A 25,853-nucleotide genomic window follows, 5' to 3' on the forward strand; every position below is an offset into this window, starting at 1 on the left:
ATTGTAGTTTTGCAGAAAGTAACTAAATGCAGATTGATTTCAAATCTTATTCTTTTTCTTCAATGGTGGCTCCACCTCCCAGGGCTGAAGAAACCTGGAAAAAACCTAAAGGAGGCTGATCAGGGTTGGTGATATTAATGATGTTAGTGGTCGGATTGCTGGGAGGAGAACTGAACAGGCCTCCGTCGTTGAAAAGCAGCTCAACCAATTCATTATAATAGCTGAACATACTTTTTTCCAGACTATACATCTCTATACGTACAGAATCTCCTACCTCAAAAGCATAGTTCGCCAGCTGTAGGGTATCTATTTCTGCACGAAGAAACTCATCACTCTGGATCAGGTAGTCGCCTCTATCATTATAGAGAGAGTCATCTTCGTAAATCTTGAAACGATAATAATTAATGCCTCTTTCTTTGGGTGTCCTTCCACTAAAGAAAAAGTAGTACCCTTCCTCTAAAAAGGCAGTCTCTTCACGATAGCTATATGAAAAAGAATCCAGTTCAGCTACTGGTAAAATTGTACCTGTAGATTCATATTCGTTTCCCTGATAGCTTACCCTCAAACGGTAAGTGTCGCCCAGGACTAAAGGGATTGTTTGATTCTGATATATACCTTCCTGGTCTTCAATAGGCGGTAAGTCATAAGTGATTCCATTGGTCAAATCATCAAGCTGTAGGTTTGCGTCATTTACCAGGTTATAGACCTCCTGATCGTAATAATTTCCTGATTGAGAAACACTGACGCTCACTATATTTTTTTCGGGCTCATCAGCCCAGTAGGTCAAATTCCCTTCAATCACTAGCTGAGGCTCATCTACCGGTAATTCATAGTCAATCACTTCCTGGCAAGCTCCCAAGCTTCCTAAAAGTAGAAGGGCAATGAAATATATTATGTAATCTCTCATGCTTAAAACTTAAAATTATAGGTGATGGAAGGAATGATGCTGAAAAGATACGTTTTGATGGCTGCCGGGCGTACACTTTCAATCGCTTCATCTCCTTCCAGATCAAAATCAGGGTCTTCGTTATAGAGGTTTTCAAAGGTGATGATAAAAGGGTTTTTTTGCGCATAGGCATTGTACACTGAAAAGCTCCAGCTACTATTCCAGCGACGCCCTTCTTTTTGCTTACTATCTAATACCACTGACAGGTCTAGCCTATGAAAATCCGGCAGGCGGTAAGCATTTCTTCCGTAAGGGTCGTAGTAAGGTACAGATTGACCATCCAAAGAATATCTGCCTGAAGGAAGGGAAACTGCCAGTCCTGTAGAGTAAACCCATGTTCCGGAGAATGTTAATTGCTTATTAAGCTGATGTGAAAGTACCAGAGAAAAATCATGAATACGGTCGTAACGTGCGTTATAAGCTCTTCCGTTGTTAATCCCATCTATTTGTCGGCGGGTTCGGGAAAGAGTATAGCTTAGCCATCCGGTGGTTTTTCCTACATTCTTTTTGAGTAAAAACTCTGCTCCATAGGCCCAACCTCTGCCCGCAGAGATTTCAGTTTCAATATTATTATTGAGCAAAATATCAGAGCCAGACTTGAAGTCAATGACGTTTTGCATCCATTTATAGTAAAATTCCACTGAGGCTTCCAGCGTATTGCTGGCAAAATTCCGGAAGTATCCTGCTGCAATCTGGTCGCCAATCAGAGGCTCAACATAGGTGTCAGCGGGTATCCAGCGGTCAATCGGTAGGCCTGCAGTTGCATTGGAAGCCACCTGCAGATACTGCCGCATGCGGTTATAAGATGTTTTTATGGAGCTATTGCCATTGATGAGGTAACGTGCTGAAAACCGTGGTTCTATACCATGATAAAGCTTGATATTTTCTCCGCTAGCGTACTCTTTCGTATCAGTGATAGTTTCGTCAGAAATAGGAGTACCCTCTTCATAAAGAAACACTTTGCCAGGTCCTATCTGCTGAAAGATAGAGTACCTCAGGCCATACTCCATAGAAATGCGATCGCTGACTTGCTGCTGATTGCCAATATAAATCGCCTGTTCCAGCGCAAATTTATCATCCAATATAAGAGGGGCGAAGTTGGTATCGCCAGAAGGGATGATACTGGGTGGAGCAAATTTATGAAGCTGTACCTGGTAGCCGAAGTCTATAGAGTTTTTAGGGTTAGGAAAAAAGTTGAAGTCCATTTTGGCACTCATTTCCCTGAGCCTTGCCGTCCAGATAAACTCTGCGACTTCCGTATCAATTTCAAAACCATAGTCAAAATTACTATACACGAAAGTAGTATTCAGGAAAAGCTGGTCGGAGATCAGGTAATTCCAACGGGCAGTGGCAGTAGCATTTCCCCAGTTTAGCCCAAACTCATCCGCTATGCCGAAGCGATCACGGCCAAAGTAACCTGACGCAAAAATTTTGTGCTTATCATTGAACTGGTAATTGGCTTTGGCATTAAAATCATAAAAATACAGGGTGTTGTTCCTGATATCTTCATCATTGGATAATTTGAGAAAAAGGTCAGCGTACGTTCTTCTACCGGAGAGGATAAATGAAGACTGGTCTTTCACGATAGGGCCCTCCACAGTTAGTCTGCTGGAGATAGAACCAATACCTCCCGAAACGCTATATTTCTTATTGTTGCCTTCTTTCATCTGTATGTCAAGAATAGATGAAAGGCGACCTCCGAAGCGAGCAGGGATTCCACCCTTGTAAATTTCCAGATTTTTAATGGCATCAGGGTTAAATACTGAGAAGAAGCCTAAGAAATGGGAAGGGTTAAAAACAGTGGCTTCATCCAGCAGTACAAGGTTTTGATCGGCAGACCCTCCTCGCACAAACAAGCCAGTAGTACCTTCCCCTGCTGACTGTACTCCCGGAAGGAGTTGCACGGTTCTTAGAACATCAACTTCTCCAAACAATGCTGGTAAGGATTTGATCTTCTCTATTTGAAGTTCTTCCCGGCTCATCTTAACATCCTGAAAGTTATCCTCCGGACGGGTAGCTGAGATGACAACTTCCTGCAGTTCCATTTCCTCATCGCTCAGTTCAATGGTAATAGTAGTATCAGCTTGCAGAGAAAGGATAAAGCTTTGAGATTTGTAACCCAGGTAGGAATAATTAATAGTATAGTTTCCCTGTGTCAGGGTAAGCGAATAAAAACCATAAACATTGGAAGTAGTGCCGGTTCCAGCGCGTTCTTTGAGCGAGACAGTGGCTCCAATCAAAGCTTCTCCATTACTGGCATCTTTGACATAGCCGCTAATGGTATATTGATTTTGTGCATTAAGTTGATGGGAAAGTATGGCTATCAAAGCCATACAGAAAAACTGTTTCATGTAATCGTGGGTCTTACACTGTGGTTAATGCTTGCAAAAATATCACTATCCTTTATCACTTTAGGTAACAACGCTATGACAGGCTTAGGGATGTAGTTTTTTATGAAAAAAATGAAAACTTTTTATCCTGCAAAAGACTTCTCATTGGGTAAGAATCAATTATTTGATGCACTAAACGGATTGAATTGTAATATATCAATCATTAGTTGTGTCTATAATTGGATTTAACAAAGTTGCTCCTCATCAATTTCCATGAGGGGCTTATATTTAGTATATTTGCAAAATAATTTATTCGGGCAAATTGCCTGATTTTTAGCATATAATTTTATATAAATTTTCTTTTTATGACTGTTGCTAAGAGTGGAAACACAGTAAAAGTACATTATACTGGGAAGCTTAAAGACGGTACCGTTTTTGATTCTTCCCTGCAACGCAATGAACCATTGGAGTTTACTCTGGGCCAGGGCAATATGATTGCTGGTTTTGAGAAAGCTGTTGATGGAATGCAGGTAGGCGATTCTACAGTAGCTGATATACCCGTGGCTGAGGCCTACGGTGAAGTAAGAGATGATATGATTCTGGAAGTTCCTAAAAAAGATGTTCCTGAAAATATTACCCCTGAAGTAGGGCAGCGCCTTGCTGTTCAGCAAAAGGACGGCCAATCAATTCCAGTTACCATTTCAAAAGTGTCGGAAGAAAGCATCACACTGGATGCAAATCATCCACTGGCAGGTAAAGACCTTGTTTTTGAGATTGAGTTGCTGGAAATCAAGTAAATAATAATTTATCATTTAGTATTTGAAGGCTTGTACATTGTGTGCAGGCCTTTCTTTTTAAAAAAATATTGGGAAAACTTGAACTAATGCCAAACATAGAGGTTCATCTATCGTATATGATAGTATTACTATTTTTTGATATAGTTTAACTAATGAATAACCAACAGATTCCTGAAATTCTCAATAGCTTCGGACAAGTACTAAAGCATGAATTCATGTCTCATGCAAATAGTGATGCTCATCAAAACTTTCGGTCTTATAGCCAGAAAGAAATCAATGATTTTATATATGACCTTACTGAAGCGGGAAATAATATTCAATTGGTATTTATGCCAAATACCATTGCGATAGATGAGCTACAAAGCTTTCTTGATGAGATAGAGTTTCCGGTGTTGTTTTTTATTCGTGAGGATGATGTCGTAAATCCTGTAATGTTTTGGTTGGGAAAAGAAACGCTGGAGGCGAAAATATTTACAGAAGAGGGACAAAGAGAGTACGAAGATGCTACAGTCTTAAGAGATGCTGCGTTTTATCAAGATGCGCATGGCCAGGTGGTTTTTATGACAGCTTTCCCGTATCGGAGCATGGTGAGCGATGAAAGAGAAACTTCTGATGAGCATCTCAGCCCTCTCAAGAGATTGCTTAACCTGCTCGGTACAGAGCGAAGAGATATCGGATATATCTACATTTACGCAGTAGCCGTGGGGATTATCAGTCTGTCATTACCCCTGGGTACGCAGGCGATAGTAGGTTTTATTTCTGGTGGTATGTGGTTCAATTCTGTCGTACTGCTAATCAGTCTGGTTATTATAGGGGTATTGATAGCAGGAGGATTGCAAATCATGCAGATTTCTATGGTAGAAGTTTTGCAAAGAAGAATTTTTGCCAAAGCCTCTTTTGAGTTTGCTTACCGTATTCCACGTATCAGAAGCGAAGCCTTGTTTAACTACCACGCTCCGGAGTTAATAAACCGCTTTTTTGATATTATGACAATCCAAAAAGGCCTGCCAAAGCTGTTAATTGATCTTTCAACCGCAGTGCTTCAGATATTTTTCAGTCTTGTGCTTTTGTCTTTTTATCACCCTTTCTTTGTCTTTTTTGGCCTTTTGCTGGTAGCTATACTGGTAACTATTTTTTACATTACAGGTCCAAAAGGACTAAAGTCATCCATTGTAGAGTCCAAATACAAATATAAAGTAGCTTTTTGGCTGGAAGAATTGGCACGTACCATCAGTTCATTTAAAATGGCAGGTACTACCCAGTTACCCATGAAAAAGGCAGACTATAATATCAACAATTATTTAAAGTATCGTAAAGAACACTTTAGCGTACTTATCAAACAGTTTTCCTATGTAGTAGTCTTCAAAACCTTTATTACTGGTGGTTTGCTAATATTGGGTACGTTACTTGTAATTGACCGTCAGATTACGCTAGGGCAGTTCGTAGCCTCAGAGATTATTATCGTCCTGATATTAGGGGCAGTAGAAAAAATTATCCTTAACATGGATACTGTATATGATATGCTAACTGCGGTGGATAAGATAGGGCATGTGACAGACCTGCCTCTGGAAAAAAATGAAGGAATCAAGCTTCCCGCAAACTATTTTGAGAACGGAATCAACATCAATATCAAGAATCTGAATTATACTTATCCGGGAAGTAAAAAAGCAGCGCTAAAAAATATTAACTTAAGCATAAAGGCTGGCGAAAAGCTGTGTATTGCAGGCTATCACAGTGGTGGGAAGTCAACCCTGGTTAATATCATTGATGGGATCTATCAGTCTTATGAAGGGATTGTAACTATTAATCAACTTTCACTGAGAGATCTGGATCTTAGTACACTGAGAGATCATATCGCTAAAAATGTTTCGCAGGATGATATTTTTGACGGTACGGTACTGGATAATGTAACGGTGGGAAAACCGCGCTCAGACTATAGCACTGCCATTAAAGCAATAGATGATGTGGGCGTAAGTGATGAAGTAAATCAGTGGGCCGATGGTTTGCATACTGATCTGGTGAGTGGAGGAAAAAATATTTCTACTTCAACGGCTCATAAACTAACGCTTGCACGCTGTGTGGCTAAAAATCCGAAAGTGATCATTTTGAATGACTTTTTTCAGTTTTTTGAAGGAGCCGAGAAATTGAAACTTATTAAATACCTTACGAGTTCTGAGCATAATTGGAGTTTGTTATTGGTTTCCAACGACCCGATGATCATGAAGCATTGTGACAGAGTTATTATCATGAAGGAGGGAGAGATAGTGTCAGAAGGTAAGTTTGCTGACTTGAGTACCGATCACCATTTACAAGAAGTTATAGTAAACGATTAATATCATTGATATGAGCAATCTGTTTAGCGCTGATAGAGCAGGGGCTACAAGAAATACTTGGATGGGTACTAGCATATCTTCCCGACTAGAATCCATGAAAGTTTTAGAATCCCCACGAGCAGGTAGAGTACTAGCGCGTTGGATAGGCGGTATCGGGATATTTTTGTTCTTAGTGCTTTTTTTACCCTGGCAGCAGAATATTGTCGCTACAGGAGAAGTTACTGCCTTTTCTCCTAAAAATCGTCCTCAGACTATTGAGACCGCTATTCCCGGGCGTATTGAAGAATGGTATATCAGGGAGGGACAGGCAGTAAATAAAGGGGATACCATACTCACTTTAGCGGAGATAAAAGATAAGTTCTTTGATCCGGAGCTACTGATCCGTTTGCAGGAACAGATTACTGCCAAAGAAAGCAGTATTGATGCAAAAGAACAGAAGGCTTTTGCGCTCGAGCGTCAGGTGAAAGCGCTCAAAGAGGGACTAGGACTAAAAATTAGGCAGGCCCGGAACAAAGTACAACAATCTGAACTAAAAGTAGCCAGTGACAGCATGGATTACCAGGCTGAAATAGTGAGCTTTGATATTGCTAAAAATCAGTTTGAACGCCAGAAAGTCATGTTTGATCAGGGCTTAAAATCTCTCACTGAATTACAGGTGAAAGAGCAGAAATTTCAGCAGTCGCAGGCAAAATTACTCTCCAGTGAAAATAAATTTCTGGCCAGTAAAAATGAGTTGATCAATGCGGTAATTGAACTGAGCTCAATTGAAGCTGACTATCTGGAAAAAATCAGTAAGGCAGAATCTGACCTGAGTATGACGCGTTCTGATCTTTACGATGCAAGTGGTAGTCTGGCAAAGCTAAGAAATGAGTATGCCAATATGAGAATCAGAGCTGATCAATACCACATTATTGCTCCCCAGGATGGGTTTGTCGTCAAAGCTTTGAAAACTGGTATTGGAGAAACGATCAAAGAAGGGGATGGAGTGGTTACTATCATGCCCAGGGACCCTGATATAGCTGTAGAGTTATATGTAAAACCTATGGATGTACCTTTACTCACCGAAGGCAGGCATGTACGCGTTGAATTTGATGGGTGGCCGGCTTTACAGTTTTCAGGTTGGCCCAGCGTAGCAGTAGGTACATTTGGAGGTAAAATTGAAGTTATTGATTATGTAGAAACAGAGCTCAAACAAGGTAAGTATCGAGTGCTGGTAAAGCCTGATCCAGAGTATGACGGTGACTGGCCAGAACAGCTGAGAGTAGGCTCAGGCGCAAACGGTTTCATTATGCTGGATGAAGTTCCTCTCTGGTATGAAATATGGCGTCTGTATAATGGTTTCCCTCCGAGCCTTGAAGAAGAACCTTCTGGCGAAAATAATGAGACTTATCAGGCCAAAGCAAAAAAGTAATCAAAAATGAAGAATAGGAATAGAGAAATGTGGGCACTGTGCTTCCTGGTAAACCTGGGCCTTATTTTCTCGGCACAGGCTCAAAATGAAGAAGTGTTAAACACAGAACAGGCATTCTCAATTGAAGATTACTTTGCAAATATTATTCAACACCATCCCGTAGTAAGGCAGGCCAGGTTTCTTTCAGATTTGGCTCAGCAGGAAATTCGTTTGGCAAAGGGGGCTTTTGATCCTAAACTTAAATCAAATTACAATATCAAGGAGTTTGATGGTACTACCTATTATAATACCTGGGATAGTAAACTTGAAGTTCCTATATGGTTCAATACAGACTTAAATGTAGGCTATGAGCAAAATGACGGCGAGTATCTGAACGAACAACTCAAAAATACCAGTGATGGGTTGATCTATGCAGGTGTAGCTTTACCCATAGGCCGAGGTCTTTTTATTGATGAAAGAAGAGCTGCGGTACGTCAGGCCAACCTTATGCAGGTAATGGCAGAGGCCGAAAAGATCAAAGAAATTAATAAGGTCCTTTTAAAAGCTGCTAAAGCATATTGGGATTGGTACAATGCCTATCAGAATTTCCTTATCTATGAGGAAGTAGAGACCTTGGCAAGAGAAAGGTACAATGCTATTGTTCAACAGGTAGTTAATGGAGATATTGCTCCATTTGATTCACTGAAAGCATTTATAAACTATCAGCAGCGTGAAGTACAAAAAGAACAGGCCCAGCTAGAGTATAATAATGCTGGTATTATGGTCTCAAATTTTTTGTGGAGCAGTGCACAAGATGAAGATACACAGGCTATTCCTTTACAACTGGCAGCCTCTACCTATCCCATCCTAAGTGATCCTTTGACCAGACATCAGCTATTGGATATGCAGACCTTAAGCACTTTAAAAGATAGCGCCCGGGTGAACCATCCTGAAATTATAAAGCTAGATACCAAAATTAGTCAGCTTGAAATTGAACAGCGTTTGAACAGAGAGTTTCTTAAGCCTGAAATTAACCTTAAGTATAATTTTTTGACAAAGCCTACCGGTGGAGGAAGTGATAACGTAAATGGTAGTGGAGACGAAAACTTTTTTTTGAATGACTATAAATTAGGAATGGAGTTTTATTTCCCCCTTTTTCTACGAAAAGAAAGGGCGAAGCTTGAAAAAACTAATATCAAACTGGAACAGAATTATTACGAGAGGCTGAACCAGTCAAGGACTATAGAAAATGACATTAATATAGTCTACAATTCGCTGTCAAACTTCAGTGAGCTTATTAGTATGCAGAGCAGAATGGTGGATAACTATCAGGCATTGCTTAGAGGAGAAATCATCAAGTTTGAAAATGGAGAAAGTTCTGTGTTTTTAATCAATACCCGGGAAACAGAGTTGCTGGATGCTCGCATCAAATTGCTTAAGCTTCAAACGCAATACGAAAAATCAAAAATAGAGTTATTGTACGCTGCAGGTGTCCCCTACCTACAACTTTAGGATACTACGATACTCTTGGTTTTGTTAAATTCCTTATTGCCTATTTCTATAATAAAAAATTTAGTTTTAAGCGAAGAGAGGTCAAATTCTTTTTTAAAAGAACCACGAATACGGACATTCTCCTCATACAGCAGGTTACCGATGATATCATACACTTTGATAGAAACCATTGCTTTGGTATCATGAAGAACATTCAGAGAAAATTTGCCCTGATCCAAAGGGTTTAGCTCAAAGTCGAAATCCTGATTAAGGGGAGCTTTGCTGTATTTCAGTTTGGTTTCATTGATTTTGGAAGTGCTTTCCTGGATGGAAGTGTCCTGCAAAACCGTAGGAGTACGAAAAATAGCCACATCTTGTGCAATAGATAGGGTGCTTATCAGGCAGAAAAATATGCCCGCTAACAAATAAGACTTCAGATGTGCTGAGTAGTTAGTCATACTTCTCAAAAGTAAGGAATTATATTAAAAAAGAACCTATACAAAACAATATTTTGATAAGGAAGGTGTTAAAGCTCCAATAAAAATGTTTTGATTTGCTGATCTGTGATTACAACAAGATTTTTGTCTATTAAGATCACAAACTGTATATCCTCCACACCCGGAATAATATATTTTTCCTGTGTTGAAGTCAGAAGGTCAAAAAAGTACACTTTATTATCAATAGCGTAGTAAAGCTGATTACTGCTAATCTGAAAGGGATGGTCAATTTCTATGGGAAACTTATTGATCAGATTTCCTAAAAAATCAAATACCAGTATTTCATTATCCTGCCAAAGGAAAAGCCTGTTGCCATATTCTTTTAAAGTTTTTATCTCAGCTCTTTCTGATAGAAAATACTGAAGGTCTACCTTGAGTATCAGGTCTTCCTGTATCGGGCTGTATTTTACAAGTTGAAGATTATTTTCATCAAATAGCCATATCATCTGATCATTGCTCAAGGCAGCTACACTGAAGTGACTGAAAGGGGCCACTTTTATCTGAGCTGTTTGAGAGGGGGTTAAAAAACGGTCAAAAAACTGAAACTCCTGGCTACTTTCATAAAAGGCAAAGATCTTCAGCATTTGGGTCGCATCCAGATTGCTAACTCTGTTGAGAGTGGGAGAAGAGTAAGTTTGTAAAACTTCCAAATGCTGATCATATTTACTTAACTCACCTGACGTTGTAACTATATATAAATGACCTAATGCATCAAAAGAAACAGCAAGAGGCTTACTGATAGCTATACTGTCCTGCACAGCCAGAGATTGAGCAGCAATGGTAGAATGAAGGGATGAAAAAATCAATAATAAGATGAGCCTCTTAGTTCTGATAAGTTTCCAACGAAAATTGACTGCCATCATGTACGCCATAAGTTTGAAAGCTGATCCATTCCCCAATATTAAAGTAACGGCTGTTTTCGTTCAGTGGTATTTCCAGAGGAAGGTGTCTGTGACCAAATACATAAACATCATGATGAGATTTAGCTTCTACTTCAAGGCAGTACTGATAAATCCATTCATACTCTTTGCCCTTGAAAGAGTCATCAATTTTCATGTTTTTCTTCCGACTTTCTTGCGACCAGAAATGTGCTAGCCCCATACCCCAGCGTGGATGAATTGCTGCGAAGATCCTTTGAAGAAATTTTGAGTGAAATAGCTTTTTCAAAAACTTGAAGAAATGATCACCACCACCCAGACCATCACCATGGCCAATGTGTAAAAGCTGATTGTTAATTTTGATACTTACGGGCTCTCTGATGACCGGCACATCCAACTCCTGAGGCAGGTAGTCAAACATCCACATGTCATGGTTACCGGTAAAAATGATGATGGGAATGCCTTTGTCCCTTATTTCAGCAAGTTTGCCCAGAAAACGGATAAATCCCTTGGGAACGGTATGTTTATATTCAAACCAAAAATCAAATAAGTCTCCCAACAGAATGATGGCTTCTGCATCATGAGATACTTTTTCTAGCCAATTAATGATGAGACGCTCTCTGGATCTGCTTTCTTCATAGGAAGGGGTACCCAGATGAAAGTCAGAAGCAAAATAGATTTTTTTATTGGATGTTAGTGAAAATTGAAAAGCAGGATTGACTTGCATAATGCCCGCAAAGGTAATTTGATCGGACTAATTTTAGGTGCTTTAATGAAAAAACTTAATAACAAAAAAAGCTGCAAATTGCAGCTTTTTTGTCAATACGGTAACCCACAGAATTGTTATGAGTTTTTATTTTCTTCTTCTACCGAAGTTTTTTCCTTTTCATCCTCAGCGGAAGCGGAGTCTTCTTTTCCGTTAGCCTGAGCTTGTTTAGGAGCATCTTCAGCCTGATCTTCGTTTTCAGTGTCTGTACTCTTAGCTTTAGCCTCAGTGCTTTTTTCTTTTTTCTTCTCCTGAGCCTCATCTTCTTCAGTATAGGCCTGATAAGTGGTAGGCTTACTGAATGGCCTCTTGCCGATCAGACGATCAAGATCTGACTGGAAAAGAATCTCTTTATCCAGCAACTCCTTGGCAAGTACTTCCAACTGCTCTTTCTTATCCAACAGCAACTGCTTGGTACGAGCATAAGCATCGTTGATGATTTTTCTTACCTCTTCATCAATGGTCTCGGCAGTAGCTTCAGAATAGGGCTTGTTGAAATTATAATCCCCCTGCTGAGAGTCATGGAAAGAGATATTGCCAATTTTATCGTTCATACCATAAATGGTTACCATGCTGTAAGCCATTTTGGTAATACGCTCAAGGTCATTTTGCGCTCCTGTTGATATCTTACCAAAGATTACATCTTCAGCGGCTCTACCACCCAATGCCATACACATCTGATCCAGCATCTGTTCGGTAGTGTAAAGGAACTGCTCTTTGGGTAAATACTGTGCATAGCCTAAAGCAGCTACTCCACGCGGTACAATACTTACTTTTACCAAAGGGTCAGCATGCTCTAAAAACCAGCCAGCAATAGCGTGGCCTGCTTCGTGGTAAGCCACAATGGTTTTTTCCTCAGGAGAAATAATCTTGTTCTTTTTCTCAAGTCCACCAATTACACGGTCAATGGCATCGTGGAAATCCTGAGTTTCTACCATTTTTTTGTTACGACGTGCAGCGATCAGCGCAGCTTCATTACAGATATTGGCGATCTCGGCACCGGCAAAGCCAGGAGTCTGTGCTGCCAGTTTCTTAGGGTTCACATCTTTAGAAACCTTGATAGGCTTAAGGTGGACCTTAAAAATAGCTTCACGGCCTACAATATCCGGCTTGTCAATAGAAATCTGACGGTCAAATCTTCCGGGGCGCAACAAAGCAGAATCCAGTACATCAGGACGGTTGGTAGCTGCCAGAATGATTACTCCAGAGTCGGTTGAGAAGCCGTCCATTTCTGCTAAGAGTGAATTCAATGTGTTTTCACGCTCGTCATTAGAGCCAGGCATGGCTCCTTTGCCACGGGCACGGCCTACCGCATCAATCTCATCAATAAAGATGATACAAGGTGCTTTTTCTTTAGCTTGCTTAAACAAGTCCCTCACACGGGCAGCTCCCACACCCACAAACATCTCCACGAAGTCAGAACCGGAAAGTGAGAAGAAAGGAACACCTGCTTCACCTGCCACGGCCTTGGCCAGCAAAGTTTTACCAGTACCGGGCGTACCTACCAGAAGTGCACCTTTAGGAATCTTTCCTCCTAAGTTGGTATACTTGGAAGGATTCTTCAGGAATTCTACTATCTCTCGGATCTCTTCTTTAGCTTCATCCAATCCGGCAACATTGTCGAAAGTGACATTGACACGGTTTTCAGCATCAAACAAAGCTGCTTTGGATTTGCCGATATTAAATATTTGCCCTCCGGGACCTCCGCCACCTGCCATACGACGCATCAGGAACCAGAAACCAAAAAGGATCAGGAACAGGAATCCCCAGTTGAGCAGAAAACTGGTAATATCTGAACGTTCCTCCACCCGATAGTCAATTCTGTCTTCCACCGGAAGTTCTTCCTGAGCTTCTTCAAAGTTTTCGTCAAATATGTCAGGGTTGGGAATTTTGAGCTTATAGTGAGGTCCGTTGGAGACAGAAAAAGGGTTCTGTTCTTCCACCTCATTTTTATATTCACTTTCCTGTAAGGCCTCGTCGGTAAGTGTGACCTCTACCAGGTTTTGGTTTCTTACCAGCACAACGTCTTTTACATCACCTTCCCTCAACATCTTATCAAATTGCCGCTGGGTGATCTCTATGGCTGATGAGTTTTTATTAAGATAAGTGATGGCGAAAATAAGCAGCACCAAAGAGAGTATGATCCAAATCTGATAATTGGGTCTCTGCGGCGGCTTACTGAGTGGTTTTTTCTTCCTTTTGGTGTTATTTGCCATTTATTTCCTCTTCTAATCCAGGTTTAACAAAACAAACGCTAGAACGGTTATGAATAATTTATAAAGTTTTATACTGAGGCTCTGATTCTATTTCTGTGATCTTTGCGTCTCCCCAAAGTTCTTCCAGGGCATAAAAATCCCTTCGGTCTTTCTTGAACACATGAGCTACTACATTCACATAGTCGAGTAAGACCCACTCTTTATTCTCTTTTCCCTCCCTGTGCCAGGGATTTTCTTTATTATTTTTGTGAACTTCTTTCTCTACAGCATCAGAAATTGCATCTATGTGCGTGTCAGAGTTTCCAGAGCAGATGACAAAATAGTCAGCGATAGCGTTTTTTACTTTGCGCAAATCCATGAGCAAGATACCTTCAGCCTTTTTTTCCTGCATCCCCAGTATTACAACTTTACTAAGATCTTCTGAATTCATGAAATATTTATACCTTGTTTTTTCAATAATTGAAATTGAATTACAATATTACTAAAACTTGCCCATAAATTCTTTCAACACTCAATTCATAGGCAGACAATTCTTACATTTTCCTGTCTGTGATTCTACCAACGCAGTGGTAATGCAAAAGTTGGCATCATCGCAGGCTGAAAACCGCCTGGAAAACGGTGCAATTGTATTGGCAGATTTTCAATCAGCCGGTCGTGGTCAGCGAAACGCCCAATGGACAGCCTCACCAGGCCTTAACCTTACATTTACCATTGCTCTTTTTCCCAGTTTGCTAGTACAGCAGCAGTTTTATCTCAACATCATTACAACGTTGGCTATTGCTGACAGTTTAAAACCGCATCTGGATGAGTCAGTCTCCGAGCGGCCCTCCAGGCGGCTCAAAATCAAATGGCCTAATGACCTATACTATGATGACTACAAGCTATGCGGTATTCTGATTCAGAACAACCTGAAAGTCAATATGATTCAATCCTGTGCCATTGGCATTGGCTTAAATGTAAATCAGCTCCATTTTGATAATCTACAGGCTACTTCTCTCAAAACTATTACCAAATCCTCATGGAACAGGGAGGACGTACTGAAGGAAATTGCGCTCAACTTTGAGGAACGTTATTTTCAGCTCAAAGCTATGGAGTTAAGTCAGCTTAAAACAGAGTATCTGGCCCAACTCTACTGGTTTGATGAATGGCATACATTTCAGGATCAGCAGGGAACATTTCGGGGAAAGATCATTGATGTGCTGGAAGGGGGTGAGCTTTTGGTAGAAAGAGAGGCCATACGAAAACAATATCAACTGAAAGAAATTACTTATTTATACTAATCAGATTGCTTTATTAATAAGCCTGAGCATCAATTTGATGTTGAAGGATTATATCGTAATTTCGCGTCATAATTTTCAAGAACCTAGTAAAAAAAAATTCAAATGGTTGACGAAAAAGTTCGCTACAAGGTAAAAGATATCTCTCTCGCTGACTGGGGGAGAAAAGAAATCCGCCTCGCCGAGGCCGAAATGCCGGGCCTCATGGCTATCCGTGAGGAGTATGGTGCGCAAAAACCTTTAAAGGGAGCTAGAATCGCCGGATGTCTGCACATGACCATACAGACGGCAGTTTTAATTGAAACATTGGTTGAATTAGGTGCAGATGTTACCTGGTCTTCTTGTAATATTTTTTCCACTCAGGACCACGCTGCTGCTGCCATAGCGGCTGCTGGTATCCCTGTATTCGCCTGGAAAGGTATGAACGAAGAAGAATTTAACTGGTGTATTGAGCAGACCCTCTTCTTTGATGAAGATAAGAAGACTCATCTAAACATGATTCTAGACGATGGGGGTGACCTTACCAATATGGTATTGGATCATTATCCTGAGTTTGTGAAAGACATCAAAGGTCTTTCAGAAGAAACTACTACCGGAGTACATCGCCTGTATGAACGCATGAGAAAAGGTACGCTTCCTCTACCTGCCATCAATGTAAATGACTCAGTAACCAAGTCCAAGTTTGACAACAAGTATGGTTGTAAAGAATCTCTGGTAGATGCTATCAGAAGGGCTACTGACGTAATGCTGGCCGGTAAAGTAGCAGTAGTAGCCGGTTACGGTGATGTAGGCAAAGGATCTGCGCAGTCGTTGAGAGGCGCCGGGGTAAGAGTTATTGTTACTGAAATTGATCCAATTTGTGCTCTACAGGCTGCCATGGACGGTTTTGAAGTGAAAAAAATGGATAACGCGGTTCCCCGTGCGGATATAGTCGTGACCGCCACTGGTAACAAAGACATCCTCGTAGACCGTCACTTTAAAGGCATGAAAGACAAGGCTATTGTATGTAACATCGGTCACTTTGATAATGAAATTGATGTAGCCTGGTTGAACAAAAATGCCAAAAACAAAACCGAGATTAAGCCTCAGGTAGATCTGTATGAGCTTGAAAATGGCAATGAGATCATTCTTTTAGCAGAAGGTCGTCTGGTAAACCTCGGCTGTGCTACCGGTCACCCTTCATTTGTGATGTCTAACTCATTCTCCAATCAGGTGTTGGCTCAGATTGAGCTTTGGAAGTATTCTGACAAATATGAGAATGCAGTGTATACTCTGCCTAAGCATCTGGATGAGAAAGTAGCAGCGTTCCATCTGGCTAAGATCGGGGTTGAGCTTGAAGAACTTTCTCAGGATCAGGCTGAATACATAGGAGTAGAAGTAAAAGGACCTTTCAAGCCGGATTATTATAGATACTAAGCTTAAGTGCTTATTTAGTAAAGTAAAAGTAAAAACTCCGCTTTAATAACAGAGCGGAGTTTTTTTATAAGAGATTATCGGAAATGTTAATAGTATTTTAAAGTATCATATGTCTTCTGCTAAAAATAAATTTAACAGGTACAACAACTTAGTCGAGAGGGTTGCCAACTGGAAAGCATACTTGTTTTTTAAGCTTTTTAATAAAAAAAATGATTTTGATTTTCAACTCCGAAATTCTTTTTCAATTAAAGTGCAGCGTAATATGCTGCCTGCGTTCAAAGAATCTTTTCTGGATGATATTTATCTGAGGGGCTTTCCCCAAAGTGTACTAAAGAAAAAAAACTTAAAAGTGATAGATATTGGCGCCAACGTTGGCTTTTTTTCTCTGTATATGTTTTATCAATTCCTAAATGCCAGAGTACTGGCCTTTGAGCCTATTCCTTATAACTTTGGTGTGTTAGAACAATACCAAAAGCGGTTTAAGGATTTTGATTTCCATATTTTTCCTAAAGCAGTGGGAGGTAAAAATGAGAAAATTACTCTAAATGCCAGTAAACTGGATGGGTATACTACGATGGCAAGTGTATTTGAAAGCAGTAAAAAAGGCCATCAGATAGAAGTAGAAGCATTGAGCCTGGATACTGTCTTTGATCAGCATCAGCTTAAGCAAATTGATCTCCTTAAACTAGATTGTGAAGGAGCAGAATATGATATTATCTATAACGCTTCAGAAGAAACTTTAAATAATATCAGTATGATGAGTATAGAAACACATCAAGGGGTACAAAAAGATGAGAACTTACAATCTCTTCAAGTTTTTCTGAAGAAAAAAGGGTTTCAGTTGAGTGCCTTGGATGAAGGCAATACCGGGTATTTGTGGGCCTGGAAAGTGTAAGTTCAAGCATTGAAAGTTAGGTGTTCATGTATCAGACGCTTTCTTTTACGATACCATATTCAGTCCAGACCTTTTTTTCTTCCTTTGTTACTTTTCTGATACCCCGGTTTTTGTCTATTGATTTTTCTGTGCGATAAGGACGAGAATGATCCAGATGTAAACAAATTGCACTATAGCGAATTTGTTTGGACTTTATGCCTGCGTTATACATTCTTTCCCCCAGTTCGCGGTCCTGGCCACCATACTGCATACGTTCGTCAAAACCGTTTACTTTAACTATGTCTGCTTTCCATCCAGAGCTATTGTGCCCGTTCCAGGGCGATTTGGCGGGCGTGATCCAGTTCATAAAATCAGCGAATTGCCCTTTGGCAGTCAGCTTAATTGTCTTATATGTCTTAGGTAAGCCCTTATCATAAAGCCAGGTTTTTGAAAAAGCTCTTCCGGATGCAATGTCTTCTTTTTGTACTAAATGGCTTACTTCCGATGAAAGTTTGAAATATCCTCCTGAAAGAAAATATCCCGCTTGACTTCTATTCACATGTGTTGCCACAAAATCCTGACGTGGAATACAATCACCATCAGAGAATATCAAATAATCAGCGTCCGTGGCTTGAATGGCTTTGTTCATAATTCTTGATTTCTGAAACCCTTCGTCTTCCTGCCATACATGCAAGAGCCTATCATTTCCGAATTTCTGCTTATATTCCTCAATTACATTCTTGGTTTCAGCACCCGAACCATCATCTGCCACTATGAGCTGAAATTTCTGATTACTTTGTTGTAAGTAGCCAAAAAGTACTTTGTCGAGCCAAACAGGTTCATTATAAGTAGTAATAATTACAGCAACCTTCATCAAATAAGAAGTAATTTGTTAAAGAGTCAAAATAAGCTAATAAGGTGAGTATCGCCAAATATAGTTTTAATACGAAGAATAAATATTAGCATTAGGTATGAATACTATGTATTTTGGCTTTTTGAATACCAATTAATATAAGAATTTTCAATGTTTAGCCGGCCTACCAGAACCAGCATATTGCAGGTGATAAAAGACTATAAAGCGATCATACCCCGAAAGCTAAAAATGAGCTATAGGCCATGGATGCGGCAAAAAGAGATTGATATAATACTGGCAATATTGAAAGGAAGTAATCCAAAATATTGTCTGGAGTGGGGCTCTGGTTTCAGTAGCCTTTATTTTCCTCAATATTTATCAAATGAAGCCAAGTGGTTGGCGCTTGAGCATGAAACTACATGGGGTAATACCGTGAAAGGTCTTAATAAAAGAGAAAATGTAGAAATCAGAGTTGTTACTCCTGATAAAAACTCATGGCAGGGAGATGGTAATTACGAGGAGTTTAAAAGCTACATTGAGTCTCCTGTAGGGAATAAGTACGATTTGATCATCATTGATGGGAGAGCTCGAATGGAGTGTGTACGTAAAGGAAAATCCCTACTCAGCGATAAAGGGGTGATGATTTTACATGATGCCAACCGAGAAAAATATCGTGAGGTAAAGGGTAGTATGGAGCATACAGCGCTTTTTACAGATCACAGGAGGGGGTATGGAGGAATATGGGTAGGTTCAAAGCAACCCTTGACGAAAGTGTTAGATGTAGATTTCTACCAAAATGTATGGCAATCACATGATAAACTGTCAAGCCTATTTTCTATTAAGGCTTCAAAAAAATAGGGCCATTATAATCCACTCAGTAAATTGATGAGATTAAATAAGTTAGAAAAAGAGTTCAAAAAATTCCTTAATTATCTAAATCCAAAAAGTTACCTCCAATACAAAAGCCTCTGTATAGAGAGAAGGCCAGTTTCATATTCCGAAGTTTCTTTAACTATTAGTTTTGATAGTGAGTTTTGGCATGATGATATGGGACGATACGCTTATGTGTTGCTCAAAGCGCTAACAAAAACGGGCTTGCAAATAGGGATAAAGGCAAATTTTTCATTTTTATCCCGACTTGATAAATACAAAAAATTACTGCTCAGGGAAAACTTCAAAATTATCAGCGATAGCGTACAGCATTCGGATAGCATTAAGTTCTCTGCTTCGGGTAAAGAGGTTCGGGTTGTTTCTGCTGAGCCTCTTGCACCCATAAAGTTCAATAATACATGCTTTCCATTTCCCTACATGATGCACCCCAGGATATATGAGTTGGGTTATGACCTTAAATCAGTGGAGCTAAGAAACAATCCTAGAAAAGGCAAAATACTTTTTGCCGGAAATGCAGAGAAAAAAAATTACTCAGGAGGAAATGTAGCTACTTTTTATCAGAAAACAACCCGTTATGGGATTTTGACATTCCTTGAAAAACATTCCTTATTAAATGTAAAAGTAATAAAAGACAAAAGCGATTTTACTCAGGATGTCTATGCTAACCAACTTACAATAGCCCGAAGCCAGGCATTTAAAATTCCCTTTGAAGAATGGTTGCCAACCCTAGGCTTGTTTGATTTTTTTTTAGCATGTCCTGGTTCAGATATGCCCATGTGCCACAATGTGATTGAGGCTATGTCAGTAGGAAGTATACCGATTGTAGAGTATCCTGAATATTTTCACCCTGCCTTAGAACATGGAAAGAATTGCATAGTTTTCAATGGAAAAGAAGATCTGGTTAGCCAATTACAGGGAGTAATTAATATGGATCAACAAGCTATTGATACGCTCAGAAGGGGCACAATTACTTACTATGATAATTATCTAAAGCCAGAAGTATGGGTAAGTAAAATGGTGGATCCTAATACAGAAATTACTGAATTAGTTTTTAATGCCTGGAAAGTTAGAGATTAAATTTTCAAATAATTGCTCATGCCTGTCAATGGTCCTGTCAATAGAGAACTTCTCCAAAGCAGTTATCTGACCGTATGCTCCCAATTCCTTTCTTAGATTTTCCGACTGCATCAATTTTTTGATCAGAGAAGCAAGTTGCTGAATGTTCTCGTTTTCAAACAAATAACCATTTTTCCCTTCTTCAATCAACTCCCGGTTACCACCCAGGTCGGTGGCAATCACAGGTACCTGCAAAGCCATGGCTTCTAGCAGAGACTGAGAGAGTCCCTCAATGGTGGACGGCAGCACTTTGATGTCAAAGAGAGGATAATAATTGAGTGCCTCATCATTAGAAATGGCACCGGCGAAATGAATTTCATGAGGAAGGGTATAGCCGGAAATGATTTTCTGAAATTCAGGAGATGATTCTATGCCGACAAAAATCACTTTTACGGCTTGATCTAACAAGGCGATGGCTTCAAGAAGCTGCCTTTGTTCTTTCAGGCGAGCTACGCAGCCAATCACGAAGTCATTTTCTTGTATGGCATATTTTTCTCTGAGTGCTTTTACCTGCTGTGGGTTTACCTTATCATATTTTTCCCGCGGTGTACCATTGTAGATCACTTCAATATGCTCAGCGCTGATGCCAATTTTCACCAGCGATGCTTTTACCCCCTCACTTACTGCAATAACCTTGTCGGTTCCTTTTTCATAAAACCAGCTTTGTCCAAGAATGCCCATGCTAAGGGCCAGCTGTCTGCGGGTATGCACCAGTTTGACCGGAAGTTTATAGTACCAACGGGCTAAAATGGTGGTGTAGCGGTCTTTGCTGGATTGCCCGTCAATGATATCTATTTTGTAATCGCGCACCATCTGCGCGATATGACGGATATTTTTCCGATCCAGCTTATGCCGGATTTGCATGGGAATGTGTATTACTTTAGAATCTTCCAGCAGTTCTCGCATGAGTGAGTTGGCCGGACAGGCTACATAAACCTTATGACCTCTTTCGCTCAGACCTTTGGCCAGGTAAGTGGTGGAGTAGGTAGAACCGGCCATGCCGGCGTATTGTGAAGTGATCAGAATATTCATAAGCAGCACTAAAGAGCCGCAATATTAAAAAAAGCTGATCAAAACACCATCAAGGGTCTACGGTCAGTATCCAGGATTGCTGAAAAGCATCGTTTTGCTTAAGCCTTTCCAACTCCTTCAGGGCCTGATCTTTATCAGAGGCCTGGAAGATATGCACGTAAAAATATTTTTTCTCGCTATGGTAGCCAATTTCAGGGAAGAAGCCTTGTTGAGTTAGTTTATCTGCCATCTTTTCCGCATTAGCCTGAGTTGAAAAGGTTCCGGCAATGATGTAAAAACCACCTTTCATAGTAAGAGGATGTACATCTTCCTCAGTTTGTTTTTCTTCAAAAGGTGAGCTGTTCCACTCCATTTCCTGTTTTTCTTCTTTCTGCTGCCTCTGGTTTTGATCAGGGGTAGGGGAGACAGTTTTGGGCTCACTAACTTTAGTTTGAGAAGAATTCTGAACAGGAGTTTGCGTATTCGTATGCTCACCCAACTGTATTACCCCTTTGTTTCCGGAAGTATTTCCAAAAGAATCAAATTTCAGATCTTCATAATCTTTTTTCTGCTGTGCTTTCTGCTGATTCGGGAAGCTATTTTGTTTGACAACCGGAACAGCTTGCGTTTTTTGCTCAGCTTCTACAGCTTTTGAGCTTTCTTCAATGATGATATCATCATTATTTTCTACCTCCTCTGATGCTCCGGATTGAGTATTGCTATCAGAAGGCTGATTTTCAATGATGGTAATGTTTGCGTTCGGATTGACCTTCTTTCTGTCAGGTACTTCTTCTTTTTCCTTCTTTTTGCGCTTACGCTGTGATTTTTCTCGGCTTTTGGCGTGCTTCTCTATGAGCGCTTCGTCAGGTATATCATCTATGGTGTTTTGGGTAGAGAGTCGGGGTTTTCTTTTCAATACCTCTTTCTTCTTTCCTATGACTAATCCTAATTGGACTTCATGGGTACCCATCCCGTACACAGATACTTCACTACCCCCAGTGCTGTAAGCGTAGCTGAGTTTTAGGTTTTTTACTCTGAAACCGGCAGTTCCGCTCATACCGCTCTGCTGTTGGTAGCCACCACCTGCCCAGAAAGAATCGTTGAAATAAAAGATACCCAGGGCTTCCAACTGGCTGGGTTCCAGGGTAGAATAATGATACAAAACTGTAGGCTCAAAAGCCGTTGTGCCTTCCTCATTGAAGTTGAAGCGATAATGCGTGCTGAAGATCATCCGGCTGAACTTATCAAAAGTTACATCGCTAAAACCTTCCAGCAAGATGGGAGGTGGTGTGAAAAGATGAGGTAGGGACACACTCAGGTTAAAGCCGCGATTATGATATTTGAACCCAAAGCGGCCATCTAGAAAAGTCTGGTTGGAAAGCGCAGCTTGGAGTACCAGGTCATCTCCAATATTCATATCGGCCAGATCGTAGCTATGCATGCCTATACCCGCAGAAAAAGCAGTTTTGATATAATGTTCATACTCAGAAGACAGAGGAATCATGTAAGCCATTGAGAACTTTACTGCATTATGCTTGAGTGCTCCCAGACGGTCATCCACTATATCTGCCCCGATGAATAGTGGATTGGCATTGCCGATAGGAGAGTGAAAAATGAGTTGTGTACTCATAGGAGCACCCTCTACACCGTACCACTGCTGCCGATGGGTGAGGTAAAAAACAGTGTGTTTGTCATAACCAGCGTATGCCGGATTATAAAGGTAGGGGTTGTTATAATAGTGAGTGAAATAAGGCATGCGCTGAGCCTCAGAGGTACAGATACTGATGAGTAGTAATAAAAATATGATGACTGTTTTTCTCATTGTGGCTTCATCTCGGCATACTTTCTCAGAAACAAAACTAGCAAAGATTAGCAAGCTAAAATTTGGACTTACGGTCTGAACTTACCAATGAATTATTCTGTGCCGAATTGAAGAAAAACAAAATCAGAGCATTTTTTCGTTACTCGCCCCGAAAAGCTTAGTTTTGGACATTCAAAAACCGCTTATGGAACAAGTTGTAGAAGAATCTCCTGTCTTTACAAACGATGCAGTAGTACTGGGTATACTCTTCGTAATTCTTGCCTTTGTATTTCGTACATCAGCCAGCAAAAGTCCCTTCTGGCAAAAGTTTTATACTTATGTCCCCTCGGTACTGCTTTGTTATTTTATTCCCGCCATTCTCAACTCATTGAACATTATCTCTGGTGAAGAGTCTAATCTATATTTTGTTTCTTCCCGCTACTTGCTGCCTGCCAGCTTACTCCTGTTTACATTGGGTATTGATCTCAAGGCGATTTCCCAATTGGGTATTAAAGCTGTAGTGATGTTCTTTGCCGGTACTTTAGGCATCATCATCGGAGGCCCCTTAGCTATGATGATCGTTTCTTCCTTTTCACCTGAAACTGTAGGTGGCGCAGGGCCCGATGCGGTGTGGCGTGGCTTGGCTACCATTGCAGGAAGCTGGATTGGAGGGGGAGCCAACCAGACAGCCATGCTGGAAGTATTTGGAGCGAGCACAGATCTGTTTTCAGCGGTGCTGGCAGTAGATATTATCGTCGCGAATTTATGGCTGGCAGTATTGCTGTATGGCAGCGGCAGGGCCGAGAAAATTGATAATTATTTTAAAGCAGATGCCTCTGCGATTCATTATGTGAAAAAACAGGTGGAAGAGTACGCAGCCAGCATTGCGAAAATCCCCACCGCAGCAGATACCATGACCATTCTGGCAATAGCCTTTGGCATCACAGGCTTTTCACATTTTGCTGCTGATTTGATCGCTCCTTATCTGGAAGCTAATTATCCTGTCTTAAACAAATTTAGTTTAACTTCTGATTTTTTCTGGATAGTGGTCATTGCCACTACAGCGGGACTGATTCTTTCTTTTACTAAGGCGCGCAAACTGGAAGGTGCAGGTTCATCACGTTTTGCTACTGTCTTTCTCTATGTATTGATTGCCAGTATTGGTATGCAAATGGATATTACCACCGTGGTGAGTAATCCGGGTTTGTTTATGGTGGGAGGGATATGGATCTTCATTCATATTACCTTCTTGCTCATTGTTGCTAAACTGATCAAAGCTCCATTCTTTTTTGTGGCAGTAGGTAGTCAGGCCAATGTTGGTGGAGCAGCATCTGCGCCGGTGGTGGCCTCAGCTTTTAGCCCCTCGCTGGCACCGGTAGGAGTATTGCTGGCGGTCTTGGGTTACTTCGTAGGAACTTACGGAGCCTGGCTTTGTGGTATCTTAATGCAATTAGTTGCCGCTTCCTGATGTTAAGTGGAAAAGTAATGAAAAATGAGTAAGGATAAAGACATACATCAGCAGTTTATTTTTGTGTGCAATGGAAAAGACTGCAAGAAAAATGGCTGCAAGGATATTCAAAAAGCAATCAAAAGCGAGCTTAAACGAACAAAGCAGCAGAAAGCGATCAAAATTATTGGTACCAAATGCACCGGCAAATGCAAAAAAGCCCCGGTAGTCATTGCCAAAGAACAGTGGATGACTCATATGGATATACCCAAAGCATTGGAAGTAGTGAAGTCTATGTTATGATTTAGAAGTAGGAAGCCTGAAGTTGGAAGTTTTGGCTTCACACTTCCAGCTTCCTTTCTGCATAGTTCTGAAGAAATGATATTTGTGTGTTAAGTGGAAGAAATTTCGCTAGAAACTACTAAGCAAACATGCCCCATACACCTGAATCTGTACTTAAATCACTGCGCGAAAAGCAATATGCACCGCTTTATTTTTTGCAGGGGGAAGAACCCTACCATATAGATCTGATTGCCGATTACATTGAGGAAAATGTACTTACAGAAAATGAGCGGGGCTTTAATCAGATCATCATATACGGAAAGGATACCGACGTAAGTAGCATTCTGAATAATGCCAAGCGATACCCTATGATGTCGGAGCGGCAGGTGGTGATAGTACGTGAAGCACAGGAAATACAGGACTTTAATTCCAAAAATGGCCAGCAGCTGATGGAGGCTTACGTGAAAAACCCTATGCCCTCCACCATTTTGGTGTTTTGTTATAAATACAAAACCGTGGATGGCAGAAAACCTCTCAGCAAATTGCTGGATAAATTTGGGGTGTTGGTTGAGTCAAAAAAGATGTACGACAACCAGCTACCGGATTGGATCGCCCAGTATGTAAAGCATAAAGGCTTTCAGATAGACGATAAGGCGGTACAAATGCTGGCGGATTACATAGGGAATAACCTTAAAAGACTGACCAATGAGATTGAGAAAGTGCTGATTAACTTCAGGCAGGGAGATGAAGAAGGAAAAATTACGCCGGCAGTTATCCAGAAGTATATTGGTATCAGTAAAGAGTATAATGTATTTGAGTTGCAAAAAGCGCTGGCAGTGCGTGATGTGTTAAAAGCTAACCACATCATTCAGTACTTTGAAGCCAATCAAAAGGCCAATCCTATCATACCTGTGATTGCGCTCTTGTTCACTTTTTTTAGTAAGTTGCTACTGGTACATCAGTCTTCTGATAAGTCCGAAAGAGCATTGGCAGGAGTGTTAAAAATCAATCCTTTTTTTGCTAAAGAATATAAAATTGCAGCAGTAAACTATCCGTTACCCAAAGTAATTGCCAATATTCATCACCTACGCGTTGCTGATCAGCATGCAAAAGGAATAGATAATAACGGGGGAAGTGATGTACAGATATTAAAAGAGCTGATCTTCAGGCTGATGCATTAAGATTAAGATCTGGTATAGAGAATTTTTGTACTGCTAAATCGTTTAAGAAATAAAATTACT

At 40.5% G+C, this 25,853-nt stretch carries 22 protein-coding genes; 12 read left to right on the plus strand and 10 right to left on the minus strand.

Annotated elements, in window-relative coordinates; genetic code table 11:
- Positions 1 to 46 precede the first annotated feature (46 nt).
- Together WJR50_RS16830 and WJR50_RS16835 are read right to left on the minus strand one after the other, a co-directional pair.
- On the minus strand, positions 47 to 907 hold the full coding sequence (locus WJR50_RS16830; RefSeq protein ID WP_341294475.1) for a DUF4249 family protein: 861 nt from the start codon (positions 905 to 907) through the stop codon (positions 47 to 49).
- Between the two features lie 2 nt (positions 908 to 909).
- On the minus strand, positions 910 to 3,297 hold the full coding sequence (locus tag WJR50_RS16835) for a TonB-dependent receptor (protein ID WP_341294476.1): 2,388 nt from the start codon (positions 3,295 to 3,297) through the stop codon (positions 910 to 912).
- A 344-nt stretch (positions 3,298 to 3,641) separates the two neighbouring features.
- Between WJR50_RS16835 and WJR50_RS16840 the strand changes: the two genes are divergently transcribed.
- The 4 genes from WJR50_RS16840 to WJR50_RS16855 all read left to right on the plus strand — a co-directional run bounded on the left by WJR50_RS16840 (position 3,642) and on the right by WJR50_RS16855 (position 9,308).
- Positions 3,642 to 4,073: an FKBP-type peptidyl-prolyl cis-trans isomerase gene (locus WJR50_RS16840; RefSeq protein WP_341294477.1), complete on the plus strand. Its 432-nt coding sequence runs from the start codon at positions 3,642 to 3,644 to the stop codon at positions 4,071 to 4,073.
- A 152-nt stretch (positions 4,074 to 4,225) separates the two neighbouring features.
- Positions 4,226 to 6,406, plus strand: coding sequence for a peptidase domain-containing ABC transporter (locus WJR50_RS16845; RefSeq protein WP_341294478.1), 2,181 nt, complete (start codon positions 4,226 to 4,228; stop codon positions 6,404 to 6,406).
- 10 nt (positions 6,407 to 6,416) lie between these two features.
- Positions 6,417 to 7,817, plus strand: coding sequence for an HlyD family secretion protein (locus WJR50_RS16850; protein ID WP_341294479.1), 1,401 nt, complete (start codon positions 6,417 to 6,419; stop codon positions 7,815 to 7,817).
- 6 nt (positions 7,818 to 7,823) lie between these two features.
- A complete protein-coding gene (locus WJR50_RS16855; protein ID WP_341294480.1) occupies positions 7,824 to 9,308 on the plus strand; it encodes a TolC family protein in 1,485 nt (494 codons plus the stop codon).
- Here WJR50_RS16855 and WJR50_RS16860 read toward each other — a convergent pair.
- From WJR50_RS16860 to rsfS, 5 genes are all read right to left on the minus strand, one after another.
- Positions 9,305 to 9,745: a T9SS type A sorting domain-containing protein gene (locus WJR50_RS16860; protein WP_341294481.1), complete on the minus strand. Its 441-nt coding sequence runs from the start codon at positions 9,743 to 9,745 to the stop codon at positions 9,305 to 9,307. The two genes, WJR50_RS16855 and WJR50_RS16860, sit on opposite strands and share 4 nt — an antisense overlap.
- A 68-nt stretch (positions 9,746 to 9,813) precedes the next feature.
- A complete protein-coding gene (locus tag WJR50_RS16865) occupies positions 9,814 to 10,647 on the minus strand; it encodes a hypothetical protein (RefSeq protein ID WP_341294482.1) in 834 nt (277 codons plus the stop codon).
- On the minus strand, positions 10,607 to 11,389 hold the full coding sequence (locus WJR50_RS16870) for a UDP-2,3-diacylglucosamine diphosphatase (RefSeq protein ID WP_341294483.1): 783 nt from the start codon (positions 11,387 to 11,389) through the stop codon (positions 10,607 to 10,609). The genes WJR50_RS16865 and WJR50_RS16870 overlap by 41 nt, the downstream gene beginning before the upstream one ends.
- Positions 11,390 to 11,505: 116 nt before the next feature.
- Complete coding sequence (ftsH, locus tag WJR50_RS16875) at positions 11,506 to 13,644, minus strand: ATP-dependent zinc metalloprotease FtsH (protein ID WP_341294484.1); 2,139 nt, start codon at positions 13,642 to 13,644, stop codon at positions 11,506 to 11,508.
- A gap of 58 nt (positions 13,645 to 13,702) precedes the next feature.
- Entirely contained in the window at positions 13,703 to 14,074 is a 372-nt protein-coding gene (gene rsfS, locus WJR50_RS16880) for a ribosome silencing factor (RefSeq protein ID WP_341294485.1), read from the minus strand.
- Positions 14,075 to 14,132: 58 nt separating this feature from the next.
- Here rsfS and WJR50_RS16885 point away from each other — a divergent pair, with 58 nt between their 5' ends.
- From WJR50_RS16885 to WJR50_RS16895, 3 genes are all read left to right on the plus strand, one after another.
- On the plus strand, positions 14,133 to 14,924 hold the full coding sequence (locus tag WJR50_RS16885; protein WP_341294486.1) for a biotin--[acetyl-CoA-carboxylase] ligase: 792 nt from the start codon (positions 14,133 to 14,135) through the stop codon (positions 14,922 to 14,924).
- Between the two features lie 102 nt (positions 14,925 to 15,026).
- Positions 15,027 to 16,337: an adenosylhomocysteinase gene (ahcY, locus tag WJR50_RS16890; RefSeq protein WP_341294487.1), complete on the plus strand. Its 1,311-nt coding sequence runs from the start codon at positions 15,027 to 15,029 to the stop codon at positions 16,335 to 16,337.
- 262 nt (positions 16,338 to 16,599) lie between these two features.
- Positions 16,600 to 17,232, plus strand: coding sequence for an FkbM family methyltransferase (locus WJR50_RS16895; RefSeq protein ID WP_341294488.1), 633 nt, complete (start codon positions 16,600 to 16,602; stop codon positions 17,230 to 17,232).
- 31 nt (positions 17,233 to 17,263) lie between these two features.
- Here the strand turns inward: WJR50_RS16895 and WJR50_RS16900 are convergent, their stop codons facing one another.
- Entirely contained in the window at positions 17,264 to 18,085 is an 822-nt protein-coding gene (locus WJR50_RS16900; RefSeq protein ID WP_341294489.1) for a glycosyltransferase family 2 protein, read from the minus strand.
- A gap of 150 nt (positions 18,086 to 18,235) precedes the next feature.
- Between WJR50_RS16900 and WJR50_RS16905 the strand changes: the two genes are divergently transcribed.
- The gene (locus WJR50_RS16905; protein WP_341294490.1) at positions 18,236 to 18,922 is read left to right on the plus strand and encodes an O-methyltransferase; all 687 of its coding nucleotides are present in this window, start codon (positions 18,236 to 18,238) and stop codon (positions 18,920 to 18,922) included.
- A 189-nt stretch (positions 18,923 to 19,111) separates the two neighbouring features.
- The gene (locus WJR50_RS16910) at positions 19,112 to 20,032 is read left to right on the plus strand and encodes a hypothetical protein (protein WP_341294491.1); all 921 of its coding nucleotides are present in this window, start codon (positions 19,112 to 19,114) and stop codon (positions 20,030 to 20,032) included.
- Here the strand turns inward: WJR50_RS16910 and WJR50_RS16915 are convergent.
- Positions 20,000 to 21,103, minus strand: a complete 1,104-nt coding sequence (locus WJR50_RS16915; RefSeq protein WP_341294492.1) for a glycosyltransferase family 4 protein — start codon at positions 21,101 to 21,103, stop codon at positions 20,000 to 20,002. The two genes, WJR50_RS16910 and WJR50_RS16915, sit on opposite strands and share 33 nt — an antisense overlap.
- Positions 21,104 to 21,152: 49 nt before the next feature.
- The gene (locus WJR50_RS16920; RefSeq protein ID WP_341294493.1) at positions 21,153 to 22,904 is read right to left on the minus strand and encodes a PorP/SprF family type IX secretion system membrane protein; all 1,752 of its coding nucleotides are present in this window, start codon (positions 22,902 to 22,904) and stop codon (positions 21,153 to 21,155) included.
- A 184-nt stretch (positions 22,905 to 23,088) separates the two neighbouring features.
- On the opposite strand from WJR50_RS16920, the gene WJR50_RS16925 reads away from it, so the two are divergent.
- From WJR50_RS16925 to holA, 3 genes are all read left to right on the plus strand, one after another.
- Positions 23,089 to 24,351, plus strand: a complete 1,263-nt coding sequence (locus WJR50_RS16925) for a DUF819 family protein (protein ID WP_341294494.1) — start codon at positions 23,089 to 23,091, stop codon at positions 24,349 to 24,351.
- A 24-nt stretch (positions 24,352 to 24,375) separates the two neighbouring features.
- Positions 24,376 to 24,633, plus strand: coding sequence for a (2Fe-2S) ferredoxin domain-containing protein (locus WJR50_RS16930; protein ID WP_341294495.1), 258 nt, complete (start codon positions 24,376 to 24,378; stop codon positions 24,631 to 24,633).
- 128 nt (positions 24,634 to 24,761) lie between these two features.
- Entirely contained in the window at positions 24,762 to 25,793 is a 1,032-nt protein-coding gene (holA, locus tag WJR50_RS16935) for a DNA polymerase III subunit delta (protein ID WP_341294496.1), read from the plus strand.
- Positions 25,794 to 25,853 lie beyond the last annotated feature (60 nt).

This window comes from Catalinimonas locisalis (assembly GCF_038039535.1).
Lineage (GTDB): Bacteria > Bacteroidota > Bacteroidia > Cytophagales > Cyclobacteriaceae > Catalinimonas.

Coding starts and splice junctions, on each gene's coding strand:
- WJR50_RS16830 (WP_341294475.1), bottom strand. CDS start 907: ATGAGAGATTACATAATATATTTCATTGCCCTTCTACTTTTAGGAAGC.
- WJR50_RS16835 (WP_341294476.1), bottom strand. CDS start 3,297: ATGAAACAGTTTTTCTGTATGGCTTTGATAGCCATACTTTCCCATCAA.
- WJR50_RS16840 (WP_341294477.1), top strand. CDS start 3,642: ATGACTGTTGCTAAGAGTGGAAACACAGTAAAAGTACATTATACTGGG.
- WJR50_RS16845 (WP_341294478.1), top strand. CDS start 4,226: ATGAATAACCAACAGATTCCTGAAATTCTCAATAGCTTCGGACAAGTA.
- WJR50_RS16850 (WP_341294479.1), top strand. CDS start 6,417: ATGAGCAATCTGTTTAGCGCTGATAGAGCAGGGGCTACAAGAAATACT.
- WJR50_RS16855 (WP_341294480.1), top strand. CDS start 7,824: ATGAAGAATAGGAATAGAGAAATGTGGGCACTGTGCTTCCTGGTAAAC.
- WJR50_RS16860 (WP_341294481.1), bottom strand. CDS start 9,745: ATGACTAACTACTCAGCACATCTGAAGTCTTATTTGTTAGCGGGCATA.
- WJR50_RS16865 (WP_341294482.1), bottom strand. CDS start 10,647: ATGATGGCAGTCAATTTTCGTTGGAAACTTATCAGAACTAAGAGGCTC.
- WJR50_RS16870 (WP_341294483.1), bottom strand. CDS start 11,389: ATGCAAGTCAATCCTGCTTTTCAATTTTCACTAACATCCAATAAAAAA.
- ftsH (WP_341294484.1), bottom strand. CDS start 13,644: ATGGCAAATAACACCAAAAGGAAGAAAAAACCACTCAGTAAGCCGCCG.
- rsfS (WP_341294485.1), bottom strand. CDS start 14,074: ATGAATTCAGAAGATCTTAGTAAAGTTGTAATACTGGGGATGCAGGAA.
- ahcY (WP_341294487.1), top strand. CDS start 15,027: ATGGTTGACGAAAAAGTTCGCTACAAGGTAAAAGATATCTCTCTCGCT.
- WJR50_RS16895 (WP_341294488.1), top strand. CDS start 16,600: ATGCTGCCTGCGTTCAAAGAATCTTTTCTGGATGATATTTATCTGAGG.
- WJR50_RS16900 (WP_341294489.1), bottom strand. CDS start 18,085: ATGAAGGTTGCTGTAATTATTACTACTTATAATGAACCTGTTTGGCTC.
- WJR50_RS16905 (WP_341294490.1), top strand. CDS start 18,236: ATGTTTAGCCGGCCTACCAGAACCAGCATATTGCAGGTGATAAAAGAC.
- WJR50_RS16910 (WP_341294491.1), top strand. CDS start 19,112: ATGGGACGATACGCTTATGTGTTGCTCAAAGCGCTAACAAAAACGGGC.
- WJR50_RS16915 (WP_341294492.1), bottom strand. CDS start 21,103: ATGAATATTCTGATCACTTCACAATACGCCGGCATGGCCGGTTCTACC.
- WJR50_RS16920 (WP_341294493.1), bottom strand. CDS start 22,904: ATGAGAAAAACAGTCATCATATTTTTATTACTACTCATCAGTATCTGT.
- WJR50_RS16925 (WP_341294494.1), top strand. CDS start 23,089: ATGGAACAAGTTGTAGAAGAATCTCCTGTCTTTACAAACGATGCAGTA.
- WJR50_RS16930 (WP_341294495.1), top strand. CDS start 24,376: ATGAGTAAGGATAAAGACATACATCAGCAGTTTATTTTTGTGTGCAAT.
- holA (WP_341294496.1), top strand. CDS start 24,762: ATGCCCCATACACCTGAATCTGTACTTAAATCACTGCGCGAAAAGCAA.